We start from the raw sequence: 11,715 nt of genomic DNA, 5'->3' as shown, positions 1-11,715 counted from the left end.
GCCCCGTACGCCGCGCCCGCCCCGCAGCCCACGCCGGCCCCGGTCCCGCCTCCCCCCGCCCCCGCGGCGTACCCCTTCACCCCGGCACCGGTCCCGCAGCCCACCGCCGCGGCCCCCGTCGCCCCGCCCGCACCGGCCCCGGTGGCTCCCGCGGCACCCCCGGCGGCCGTCCCCGCACCCTTCGGCCCGCCCTCCACCGCCACGGTCCCGGCCCCGGCGACCGCACCCCCGGGCATCCCCGGTTCGGTCCCGCCGCCCGGCATCCCGGGCTCGGTCCCGCCCCCCGGCGTCGCCGGCGCCGCCCCCGCGGGCGTCCCGGGCCAGCCCTTCGGCGGCGGCCGTCAACTCGCCCCGGTCCCGCCGGAGGTCGGCCTGCGCGCCGTCCTCACCAAATACGCGGAGGTCCCCGTCGGCGACCGCTGGACGGAGCAGAACCCCCAGCAGGTCCGCGTCACCCTCACCAAGGGCCAGTCCATCCTTGCCAAGCAGGGCAGCATGGTCGCCTACCAGGGCGACATCGACTTCGCCCACAAGGGCTCAGGCCTTCTCGGCAAGCTCACCGGCCAGCTCACCGGCCAGGGCATGTCCCTCATGCGCTGCGCCGGGGAGGGCGAGGTCTTCCTCGCCGACGAGGCCAGCCGCCTCTTCGTCATCCGCCTCGAGAACGACCAGCTCTACACCAGCGCGCACGGCGTCCTGGCCTTCGACGAGGGCCTCGACACCGAGGTCCGCCGCATCGAGGGCGCCGGCCTGCCAGGCGGCGGCTTCTTCTCGATGCTCTTCTCCGGCACCGGAGCGGTCGTCGTCAAGACCCGCGGCACCCCCGTCGTCCTCCCGGTCGGCGCGGCCACGTACGTCGACGGCAACGCCGTGATCGCCTGGTCCGCCGGCGCCCAGGCCGTCACCACCACCGCGCTGCGGCTGCGCCGCTCCGGCTACGCCAGCGCCCAGTCGGAGGCGATCAACCTCCAGTTCCGGGGCGCCCCGGGCAACTTCGTCGTCGTCCAGCCCTTCGAGGCGTGAGGCAGGCCATGGATACGCACACGATCGGCGCGCACGGCGCCCCGGCCCCCGTCGTCCGGATGGCCGTCCACAGCTCCAAGACCCTCAAGGTCACGATGGTCACCGGCCAGGACCTCATCGCCAAGGCCGGCTCGATGATCGCCTACGACGGGTACGTCCAGTTCGACGGCGCCCCCGCGACCCTGCGCCGCAGCGCCGAGGAGATGGTCACCGGAGAGGGCGGCCGGCTCATGCTCTGCCGCGGTGACGGCGACCTCTACCTCGCCGACTACGGCGGCGACGTCCTCGTCCTCCACCTCGACAACGAGGCCCTCTCCGTCAACGGCTCCACCCTGCTGGCCTGCGACGCCTCGCTCCAGCTCACCATCGAGCCCGTCAAGGGCGTGGCCAAGCTCTCCGGCTCCGGCCTGACCAACCTGGTCGTCCGCGGCACCGGCTGGGTGGCCCTGGTCAGCCGCGGCGTCCCCATGGTCCTCGACTGCGCGGAGCGCGAGACGTACGTCGACCCCGACGCGCTCGTCGCCTGGACCACCGACCTGGAGATGAAGGCCAAGCGCACCCTCAAGGCCGGTGCCCTCATCGGCCGCGGCAGCGGCGAGGCGCTCCAGATCGGCTTCAAGGGCCGCGGCTTCGTGGTGGTGCAGCCCAGCGAGGACACCGCCGACCGCTTCAAGATCCGGGGCTGAGAGGAGCACCGACCCACCATGCACAGCACACTCTTCGCCCACGTCCCGGTCGAGTCCACCGGCCGCTACACCCTGCAGAACCCGCAGCTGCTCAAGGTCGAGATCGGCCAGGGCAACGGCGCGGTCCTCGCCCGCCAGGGCGCCATGGTCGCCTTCGAGGGCCAGGTCGACTTCCAGAGCCAGTACAAGAACCGCACCTGGCGCAACGTCGAGCGGATGGCCGGCGAGCGCCTGGAGCTCATGAAGATCAAGGGCGCCGGCCAGGTCTACCTCGCCCACTTCGCCCAGCACATCCACGTCATGGACGTCGGCGGCGGCGTCACCGTGGGCAGCGGCTCCGTGCTCGCCTTCGACAGCAGCCTCGGCGTCGGCATCGTCGCCGTCGACAGCGCCGTCGAGGTCGCCTCCGCCGGGGCGTACAACCTGGAGCTCACCGGCAGCGGCAAGGTCGCCCTCCTCACCTCCGGCGAGCCGCTGGTGCTGGAAGTCACCCCGGAGACCAACATCTGCGCCGACGCCGACGCGGTCATCGCCTGGTCCACCACCCTGCGGACCCAGATGCAGGCGCCCACCTCCACCTCCGCCGTGTGGCGCCGCAAGGGCGCGACCGGCGAGGGCTGGGAGATGCAGTTCCAGGGCCGCGGCCACGTGCTCATCCAGCCCAGCGAGCTGCTGCCGCCCCAGCACATGCGCGGCGGCGCCTTCGGCTTCGGGCTGCGCGGCAACAGCATGGGCGGCAGCCGCAACTGACGCCGGTCACGCACGAAAGGGGCGGCCCCGCACGCAGCGGGGCCGCCCCTCGGCGTTCGTACCGCGGCCGGCTACAGCCGTGCCCGCGTCGCCTCCAGCAGGCGTACGACCGACTCGTCGGCCACGCCCGCCACCTCGTCGTACGCGAACCAGCGCAGGTCCAGCGACTCGTCGCTGATCTCCGCCTCCACCCCGGCCGGGGCCAGCGCGGCGTACTGCACGTCCAGGTGCCAGTTGCACGGCGCCGGGATCGGGTGCCGGTCCAACCGCACCGGGCCGCCCGGCAGCAGCGCCAGCCCGGACGCGATGCCGGACTCCTCGCGCGCCTCGCGCAGCGCCGCCTCGGCCAGCGTCGCGTCGCCCGGCTCGCAGTGGCCGCCCATCTGCAGCCACATGCCGAGCTTCTTGTGCAGCGTCAGCAGCACCCGCCCGGCCACCGGGTCGATGACGAGGGCGCTGCTGGTGACGTGCCCCGCCGTGCAGGGCTTGTACATGCCGTCGGGGTGCGAGGCGAGGTGCTCCAGGTAGAGGTCCCGCAGCTCGGGCTGGTCCTCGTAGCCCTTCAGCACGAGGACCGCGTCGTCGTACAGGTTCACTTCTCGCCGTCGCCCTCGTTCTCGTCCTTCTTGGCCGGGTCGTTCTGCTGCGCCGCCTCGCCGAGCATCTTGTCGAGCTCGGAGAAGTCCAGCTGCTCGCGGTGGACGAAGCCGTCCGGGTCGTCGAGGTCCGAGGCCGTCGGCAGCATGTCCGGGTGCTCCCACAGGCCGTCGCGGCCGTCCACGCCGCGCGCGTCCGTCAGCGAGGCCCACAGCCGGGACGCGTCGCGCAGCCGGCGCGGCCGCAGCTCGAGGCCGATCAGCGTCGCGAAGGTCTGCTCCGCGGGACCGCCCGTGGCGCGGCGCCGGCGCAGCATCTCGCGCAGCGCGTCCGCCGAGCCCAGCCGCGGCTTCGCGGCCTCGTGCACCACCGCGTCGACCCAGCCCTCGACCAGCGCGAGGGCGGTCTCGAGCCGGGCCAGCGCGGCCTTCTGCTCGGGGGTGTCCTGCGGCTGGAACATGCCGCCCTGGAGCGCCTCCTGCAGGGCCTCCGGGTTGCTCGGGTCGAGCTGGCCGACGACGTCCTCCAGCTTCGAGGTGTCGACCTTGATGCCCCGCGCGTACCCCTCGACCGCGCCGAACAGGTGCGAGCGCAGCCACGGCACGTGCGCGAACAGCCGCTGGTGGGCCGCCTCGCGCAGGGCCAGGTAGAGCCGCACCTCGTCCGCCGGCACGCCCAGGTCCTTGCCGAAGGAGACGATGTTGACCGGCAGCAGGGCCGCCTTGCCGGCCGGGCCCAGCGGCAGGCCGATGTCGGTGGAACCGACCACCTCGCCCGCCAGCACGCCCACGGCCTGGCCGATCTGCTGGCCGAACATGGCGCCGCCCATCGAGCGCATCATGCCGAGCAGCGGGCCGGCCATGGCCTGCATCTCCTCGGGCAGCACGCTGCCCATCGCCGCGCCCACCCGCTCGGCGACCGGGTCGACGAGCTCCTTCCACACCGGCAGGGTCGCCTCGACCCACTCGGCGCGGCTCCACGCGACGGCGCTCCCGGCACCCGAGGGCAGCGAGGTGGCCTGGTCCAGCCAGAGGTCGGCCAGGCGGACGGCCTCCTCGACGGCGGCCCGCTCGGCCGGGCCGACGCTGGCGTCCTTGACTCCGTCCTGGGTGCCCTGGGCGACCGTCTGGCGGGCGATGTCCTTGGCCATGTCCCAGTTCACGGGACCGCCCTCGTAGCTCAGCATCTGGCCGAGCTGCTGGAACGCGGCGCCCAGGTCCGCCGGGTTCATCGACCCGAACATCGCGGCGAACGGGTTGTCCGCGCCGCCGGGCAGGCCCGCCCCGCCGAACCCGAACGGATTCGCCGGGCCGCCCTGGCCGCCCTGATCGCCCTTCTTCTTGCCCTCGTCGCCGTGCTCCGGCTCCTCCGGCGGAAGGCCGAATCCGAATGGGGTGTCACTCACGGGTTTCCTCGGCTCGTAGGGCCGCCGGCGACTGCCGACGGCGACGGTGCGACAACACCTTCAAGCGTAGACACCACACCCGGTTCCGGGCTCGGTGCTCCGCCTGCTGCGGGGCTGCGGCAGGATGGACGTCACCTGGTGCGGACGCGTCGCATCGTGCCCGCACTGAAGACAACCGCTGGAGACGCCCGGTGAGTTCCCCAGACCGACAGGTCCGAGCAGTGCACGACGACGAAATTCGCCAACGGCGAAACAACGGCGTGCGCGGCCCCGTCGTGGCCGTGACCGGCGCCGCCTCCGGGGTCGGAGCGGCGCTCGTGCAGCGCCTGGCCGAGTCCGACGAGGTCCGGCGGATCGTCGCGATCGACGAGCGGCGCGGCGACTGCGCGGCCGCGACCTGGCACGTCCTGGACGTGCGCGACCCGGCCATCGCGGACAAGCTGCGGGGCGCCGACGTGGTCGTCCACCTCGCGCTCGACCTCGACCTGGAGACCGACCCGGCGGCCCGTACGGCGTACAACGTGCGCGGCACCCAGACCGTGCTGACGGCCTCGGCCGCGGCCGGGGTGCGCCGCGTCGTGCTGTGCACGTCCGCCATGGTCTACGGGGCGCTGCCCGACAACGACATCCCGCTCTCGGAGGACGCCGAGCTGCGGGCCACCGCCGAGGCCACGGGCGTGGGCGACCTGCTGGAGATCGAGCGGCTGGGCCGCCGGGCCCCCCGTGCCCATCCTGGCCTGAACGTCACCGTCGTCCGCCCGGCCGTCCTGGTCGGCGGCACCGACACCGCGCTGACCCGCTACTTCGAGTCGCCGCGCCTGCTCGTGGTGGCCGGCTCCCGCCCCACCTGGCAGTTCTGCCACGTGGAGGACCTGGTCAGCGCCCTGGAGTACGCCGCCCTGGAGAAGGTCGAGGGCGAGCTGGCGGTGGGCTGCGAGGGATGGCTGGAACAGGAGGAGGTCGAGGAGCTCAGCGGCATCCGCCGCATGGAGCTGCCCTCCGCGGTCGCGCTGGGCGCGGCCGCCCGCCTGCACCGCATCGGGCTGACCCCCTCGCCGGCCGGGGACCTCGCGTACACGATGCACCCGTGGGTGGTGAGCGTCAGCCGGCTGCACGACGCCGGGTGGCGGCCGCGCTGGACGAACGAGGAGGTGCTCGCGGAGCTCCTCCAGGAGGTGGCGGGCCGCCACACCGTCGCCGGCCGGCGGCTGGGCCGCAAGGACGCGACCGCCGCGGGCGCCGCCGGCGCCACCGTCGCCCTGCTCGGCGCGGCCGCGGTGGTACGCCGCGCCCGCAAGCGCCGCGGCATCTGACCGGCCGCGCCGCGCCGGCCCCGGGCGGGGGCCGACGCCCGTTCGAGCACTGCCGGCGGTCCGCGCGGGTCCGGTCCGTCGCGTCTGTAGGAGTGTCCAGGTTCCGGGCCGGGAGACCCGGGTGATCCGGGGATTCCCCGATGTCAGAGGGGTAGGGCACGATGGAAGGCATGGCACCGCACTTCGACCACCCCGGCGAGCAGGCGGCAGCGGACCCGATCCGGCTGCTCGCGATCCGGGAGACCCCGCTCTCGCTGGACGAGGTCCACAAGGCCGTCGGCGACGACGCCACCGGCGGCACGACCTTCTTCGTCGGCACGGTGCGCAACCACGACGGCGGGACCGACGTGGACTCCCTCGGCTACTCCTGCCATCCGACCGCCGAGGCCGAGATGCGCCGGGTCGCCGAGCGCGTCGTGGCCGCGTACCCGGTCCGGGCCCTGGCCGCCGTCCACCGGGTGGGCGACCTGGCCGTGGGCGACACGGCCGTGATCGTGGCCGTCTCCTGCCCGCACCGGGGTGAGGCCTTCGAGGCCTGCCGGATGCTGATAGACGACCTCAAGCACGAGGTGCCGATCTGGAAGCACCAGCGGTTCTCCGACGGCACCGAGGAGTGGGTCGGCGCCTGCTGACCACCCCGGAGGACCACCCGTCCGGCGGCGTGTGACGCCCCGCCGGCGCAGGTCGCCGCACCCCCGATTTGCGTAACCCGGCCGCCGACGCCAGCGTTGGATTCCACAACATCGTTTCGGCCGTACTCAAGGGGTAGGGAGGCCAGGAAATGGCGTCACTCGCGTGGTTGCTGATCCCGCTGTTCGCCGCCGTCGGAGTGGCGATATGGGCCGGCTGGGCGGCCCGTGACCGCACCGCCGGCGACATATCCGAACTGGCCGGGTACGCGCGGTTCCGGGAGGCGATGTCCCGCGGGGAGAAGGCCCCCTCCGGGTCCGAGGCGCTCTGAGACGTCCCGTACTGTCGTTCCATGTCACGCCGCACCGCGACGATGCTCGCCTCCACGCTGACGCTGTTCGCCCTCCTGTGCGCGGGGCTCTTCATCAAGGTCCCGTACTCGGAGATGAGCCCTGGTCCCACGGTGAACACCCTCGGCGAGTCGCGTGGCGAACCGGTCCTGCAGATCTCCGGCCACAAGACGTACGAGACGAGCGGCCACCTCAACATGACGACGGTCCGCGTCACCGGCGCGGACTACGACATGAACCTCGTCGAGGCGGTCTACGGCTGGCTCTCCCACGACAACATCGTCGTGCCGCACGAGAACCTGTACCCGGACGGCAAGACCGAGGAGCAGTCCACGCAGGAGAACGCCGAGGAGTTCAGCCAGTCCCAGGAGAGCGCCAAGGTCGCCGCGCTCAGGCAGCTGGGCATCCCGGTCGCCTCGCGCGTGATCGTCGCCAGCGTGGTCAAGGACAGCCCCTCCGACGGCCGGCTGCACGCCGGCGACGTGATCAGGTCGGTGGACGGCAGCCCGGTGAAGGAGCCCGGGGACGTGGCCAAGCTCGTGACGAAGCACAAGGCCGGCCAGCCGGTCGTGTTCACGGTCGTCCCGGCCAAGGAGGCGGCCGCCGCCGAGAAGGCGCACCGCGAGCCGCGGGGCACCGAGAAGGTCACGATCACCTCCGGCAAGTCGCCCGAGGACGGCCGCGCCGTCGTCGGCATCCGCGCCGGCACCGACCACACCTTCCCGTTCACCGTCGACATCAACCTCGCCGACGTGGGCGGGCCGAGCGCCGGCCTGATGTTCGCCCTCGGCATCGTCGACAAGCTCACCCCGCAGGACCTCACCGGCGGCAGGTTCGTCGCGGGCACCGGCACCATCGACGACGACGGCAAGGTCGGCCCGATCGGCGGCATCCAGATGAAGACCATCGGCGCCCGCAACGCCGGCGCCCGTTACTTCCTCACCCCGGCCGACAACTGCGCGGCCGCCGCGAAGGAGACCCCCTCGGGCCTCACCCTGGTGAAGGTCGCCACCATCGGCGACGCGGTGAAGGCCCTGGAGAAGATCAGCAAGGGGGACACGGCCGGGCTGCCCAGCTGCCGGCCCTGACCGCGCCCCGCCCGCGGGCTGACGCGGCCCTGACCGTGCCCCGCCCGCGGGCGTGGCCGTGCGCCTGCGGGCTGCCGCGGCCGTGACCGTGCGCCCGCGGGCTGACGCGGCCGTGACCGCGCCCCCGCCCGCGGGCGGACTGCTCCGCCTACTCCACGAAGGTCGCGGCCAGCGCCTCGGCCAGCCCCGGCACCAGGTCGGCTCCGGTGAGGACCTCGCCGGCCGAGTCCTTCTCGCGCAGCCGCACCGCCGACTCCCGCGCGCCGTCGCGCAGGACGGCCACGGTCATCCGGACCTCCTGGCGGTCCGGGTGCTTCGCGACCCAGTCGGCCAGCTGCTTCTCGGACATGCCCTGCGGCACGGCGGCCTCGGCGGACGGCGGCAGCATCAGCCGCTCGACCGCCAGCGCGCACCCGGCCACGGCGTCCGGCCAGGCGATCGTGCCGAGGAACTCGTCCAGGGGCGTCCCGGCCGGCACCTCGTCCTGCTCGACGGGCGTCAGGGTCGCGGCGCCGCTGTCGGTGCTGTCGAGGCCGAGCTGCGCGGCCAGCTGCGGCTCCTGCGCGCGCAGCTTCGCCGTGTCGACCAGGGCGAAGAGGCGGGCCGGCTGGTCCCAGCCGAGGGTCGCGGCGTATTCGTCGATTTCGAGGACGGCACGCGTCAGCGGGCTGGCCGCCATGGGGGTGCCGGAGGTGGAGATGTTGGACATGGCCAACATCCTGCCTCGTTCGGGCCCGATAACGGGAACTGACCAAGGCCTCAGTAAGTTGCACGGGTGGGCCCCTACCATCGGGGGCCCCGCTCCACAGGACACCAGCGACTTCGAGGTGCGAACCTTGGCTTTCCAGATGCCGGACCGCGGCGGAGGCCCTTCGGGGCCACGGATCAGAGTCGGCCGCCCCTCCCGGCGCGCCCGGACCCTGCTGACGACCCTGGGCGTGCTGGCCGTACTGGCCATGGCGTTCGTCATGTTCGCGGGGTTCTGGACGGACTGGCTCTGGTTCCGGTCGGTGCACTACTCGTCGGTCTTCACCACGACCCTGTGGACGAAGGTCGGGCTGTTCTCCGTCTTCGGGCTGCTCATGGCCCTGGCCGTCGGGTTCAACATCTGGCTGGCCCACCGGCTGCGGCCGCCGCTGAGCGCCATGTCGCTGGAGCAGCAGAGCCTCGACCGGTACCGGATGGGCGTCGCCCCGTACAAGAAGTGGCTGCTGGCCGCGATCGCCGCGCTCGTCGGACTGATCGCCGGGGCCTCGGCCGCCGGCCAGTGGCGCGCGTGGCTGATGTACGTCAACGGCGTGCCCTTCGGGAAGAAGGACCCCCAGTTCGGCCTGGACGTCTCCTTCTACGCCTTCGAGCTGCCGTGGTACCGGTTCCTGCTGGGCTTCGGCTTCGCGGCCGTCGTGCTGTCCCTGATCGCCGCCGCGATCGTGCACTACCTGTACGGCGGACTGCGCCTGACCAGCCCGGGCGCGCGGGCCACCGCGGCCGCCACCGGGCACCTGTCGGTGCTGCTCGGCGTCTTCGTCTCCCTGAAGGCCGTCGCGTACTGGCTGGACCGGTACGGCCTGGCGGTGAAGTCCAGTGACTTCAAGGCCGCCGACAACTGGACGGGCCTGCGGTACGTCGACGCCAACGCCTACCTGCCGGCCAAGACGATCCTCTTCTGCATCGCCGCGATCTGCGCCGCGCTGTTCTTCGCGACGCTGTGGCGGCGCACCTGGCAGCTGCCGGTGATCGGCTTCGGCCTGATGGTGCTCTCCGCGATCCTGATCGGCGGCCTCTACCCGGCCATCGTGCAGAAGTTCCAGGTCCAGCCGAACGAGCAGGCAAAGGAAGCGCCGTACGTCGACAAGAACATCCAGGCGACGCGCGAGGCGTACGGGATCGACACCACCGAGGTCACCGACTACTCGGGCCAGCCGAACACGACGGACAAGAACAAGCTCCGCCAGGAGGCCAACACCACGGCGAGCATCCGTCTGCTCGACCCGAACATCGTCTCGCCGGCCTTCCAGCAGCTCCAGCAGAACAAGGGCTACTACGGCTTCCCGTCCACCCTGGCCGTCGACCGGTACAAGGCCCAGGACACCGTCATCGGCCTGCGCGAGCTGAACCTCGGCGGCATCCCGAAGAACAACTGGATCAACGACCACTTCCGCTACACGCACGGCTTCGGCGCGGTGGCGGCCAAGGGCACCGAGGTCACCTCCGACGGCGCCCCGGTCTTCACCGAGTCCGGCCTGCCGGCCAAGGGCCGGCTGGGCCCGTACGAGCAGCGGATCTACTACGGCGAGGAGACCAAGCAGTACTCCATCGTCGGCGGTCCGCAGCTGGAGCTCGACTACGCCGACGACAAGGGCGAGAAGGAGACCCGCTACGAGGGCAGGAGCGGGGTCAGCCTCGACAACGCCTTCAACCGGGCCGCGTACTCCCTGGCCTTCAGCGAGCCGCAGATCCTCTACTCCGGAGCGATCGGCGAGGGCTCCCGGATCCTGTACCACCGCACGCCGAAGGAGCGCGTCGAGGCGGTCGCCCCGTGGCTGACCATCGACGGCGCCGCCTACCCGGCGGTGGTCGACCACCGCATCCAGTGGATCGTGGACGCCTACACCACGACCAACGGCTACCCGTACGCCTCCCGCACCACCCTGGGCGAGAGCACGACGGACTCGCTGACCAACAGCCGGCGCGCGGTCGTCGCCCAGGAGAACCGGGTCAACTACATCCGCAACTCCGTCAAGGCCACGGTCGACGCGTACGACGGCACGGTCCGGCTCTACCAGTGGGACACCCAGGACCCCGTCCTCAAGACGTGGATGAAGGCCTTCCCCGACACGGTGAAGGCGAAGGGCGAGATCCCCAAGGCCCTGCTGGACCACCTGCGCTACCCGCAGGACCTGTTCAAGGTCCAGCGCGAGCTGCTCACCCGGTACCACGTGAAGGACCCGCAGACCTTCCTCAGCGGCAGCGAGGTGTGGTCGGTCCCGAAGGACCCGACCACCAAGGACACGGCGGTCCCGCCGTACTACCTGTCGATGAAGATGCCGGGCCAGCAGAGCCAGGACTTCTCGCTCACGACCACGTTCACGCCCAACGGGCGGGACAACCTGAGCGCCTTCATGGCGGTCAACGCCGACCCGGGCACCGGGGACTACGGCAAGATCAGGGTCCTGAAGCTGCCCACGGCCAATCCGGTCGACGGACCCAAGCTGGTGCAGGCCAAGTTCAACTCCAAGCCGGACATCGCCCAGGAGATCAACATCCTGAGCCGGGGCGACTCGCAGGTGGAGTACGGCAACCTGCTCACGGTCCCGCTCAGCGGCGGCATGCTCTACGTCGAGCCGGTGTACGTGCGCGGCGGCGGCCTCAAGTACCCGCTGCTGAAGAAGGTCCTGGTGACCTACGGAAACGAGACGGCCTTCGAGAACACCCTGGAGAAGGCGCTGAACGTGGTCTTCGGGGCCGAGGCGCCGACGACGGGCAACAACCCGCCGGGCACCACCACCAAGCCGCCCACGCAGAACGCGACGGTCAAGCAGGCCCTGGCCGACGCGGCCAAGGCCATGGAGGACGCCGACAGGGCCCTGAAGGCCGGCGACTGGGCGGCGTACGGCAAGGCCCAGGACGAGCTGAAGGCGGCGCTGGAGCGGGCGCAGGCCGCCGAGGCGAAGACCGGGCAGCCCACGCCGAACGCCTCGGTCTCGGCCGGGGCCACCCCGCCCCCGGGCGGATAACCGGTCGGGGCCCCGCCCCGCGTCGTGATACTGTGGTTTCACCGACGCGGGGTGGAGCAGCTCGGTAGCTCGCTGGGCTCATAACCCAGAGGTCGCAGGTTCAAATCCTGTCCCCGCTACTGAAGACGAAGGCCCG

General features: G+C 72.3%; 11 protein-coding genes and 1 tRNA gene. 9 read left to right on the top strand and 3 right to left on the bottom strand.

What is annotated here, in order from left to right; genetic code table 11:
- The 3 genes from IF43_RS0134545 to IF43_RS0134535 form a co-directional block, all read left to right on the top strand.
- On the top strand, window positions 1-1,023 hold a 1,023-nt coding region (locus IF43_RS0134545; RefSeq protein WP_030210468.1), incomplete at its 5' end, for an AIM24 family protein.
- A gap of 8 nt (window positions 1,024-1,031) precedes the next feature.
- Window positions 1,032-1,709 carry an AIM24 family protein gene (locus IF43_RS0134540; protein WP_030210463.1) on the top strand — a complete coding sequence of 226 codons (678 nt, stop codon included), beginning with the start codon at window positions 1,032-1,034 and terminating at the stop codon, window positions 1,707-1,709.
- Window positions 1,710-1,727: 18 nt separating this feature from the next.
- Window positions 1,728-2,459 carry an AIM24 family protein gene (locus IF43_RS0134535; RefSeq protein WP_030210459.1) on the top strand — a complete coding sequence of 244 codons (732 nt, stop codon included), beginning with the start codon at window positions 1,728-1,730 and terminating at the stop codon, window positions 2,457-2,459.
- 71 nt (window positions 2,460-2,530) lie between these two features.
- On the opposite strand, the gene IF43_RS0134530 is transcribed toward IF43_RS0134535, so the two are convergent.
- Window positions 2,531-3,055, bottom strand: coding sequence for an NUDIX hydrolase (locus tag IF43_RS0134530; RefSeq protein ID WP_030210456.1), 525 nt, complete (start codon window positions 3,053-3,055; stop codon window positions 2,531-2,533).
- On the bottom strand, window positions 3,052-4,461 hold the full coding sequence (locus IF43_RS0134525) for a zinc-dependent metalloprotease (RefSeq protein WP_030210453.1): 1,410 nt from the start codon (window positions 4,459-4,461) through the stop codon (window positions 3,052-3,054). Before IF43_RS0134525 ends, IF43_RS0134530 begins: the two co-directional genes overlap by 4 nt.
- Window positions 4,462-4,682: 221 nt before the next feature.
- Between IF43_RS0134525 and IF43_RS0134520 the strand changes: the two genes are divergently transcribed.
- From IF43_RS0134520 to IF43_RS0134505, 4 genes are all read left to right on the top strand, one after another.
- A complete protein-coding gene (locus IF43_RS0134520) occupies window positions 4,683-5,774 on the top strand; it encodes an SDR family oxidoreductase (RefSeq protein WP_107048668.1) in 1,092 nt (363 codons plus the stop codon).
- A gap of 170 nt (window positions 5,775-5,944) precedes the next feature.
- Complete coding sequence (locus IF43_RS0134515; protein WP_030210447.1) at window positions 5,945-6,406, top strand: molybdenum cofactor biosynthesis protein MoaE; 462 nt, start codon at window positions 5,945-5,947, stop codon at window positions 6,404-6,406.
- A 149-nt stretch (window positions 6,407-6,555) separates the two neighbouring features.
- Entirely contained in the window at window positions 6,556-6,735 is a 180-nt protein-coding gene (locus tag IF43_RS0134510) for a hypothetical protein (RefSeq protein WP_030210438.1), read from the top strand.
- Window positions 6,736-6,756: 21 nt separating this feature from the next.
- Window positions 6,757-7,842, top strand: a complete 1,086-nt coding sequence (locus IF43_RS0134505; RefSeq protein WP_030210435.1) for a PDZ domain-containing protein — start codon at window positions 6,757-6,759, stop codon at window positions 7,840-7,842.
- Window positions 7,843-7,990: 148 nt separating this feature from the next.
- Here the strand turns inward: IF43_RS0134505 and IF43_RS0134500 are convergent, their stop codons facing one another.
- Entirely contained in the window at window positions 7,991-8,551 is a 561-nt protein-coding gene (locus IF43_RS0134500; RefSeq protein ID WP_030210432.1) for a PPA1309 family protein, read from the bottom strand.
- 139 nt (window positions 8,552-8,690) lie between these two features.
- Here IF43_RS0134500 and IF43_RS0134495 point away from each other — a divergent pair, with 139 nt between their 5' ends.
- Window positions 8,691-11,579, top strand: coding sequence for a UPF0182 family protein (locus tag IF43_RS0134495; RefSeq protein WP_051796822.1), 2,889 nt, complete (start codon window positions 8,691-8,693; stop codon window positions 11,577-11,579).
- 45 nt (window positions 11,580-11,624) lie between these two features.
- Window positions 11,625-11,698, top strand: a tRNA-Met gene (locus IF43_RS0134490).
- Window positions 11,699-11,715: the final 17 nt, after the last annotated feature.

This window comes from Streptomyces sp. NRRL S-87 (genome assembly GCF_000719335.1).
Classification (GTDB): Bacteria; Actinomycetota; Actinomycetes; order Streptomycetales; family Streptomycetaceae; genus Streptomyces.
The sequence above is the reverse complement of the archived record's forward strand: the minus strand, read 5'-3'. Positions and strand labels throughout refer to the sequence as shown.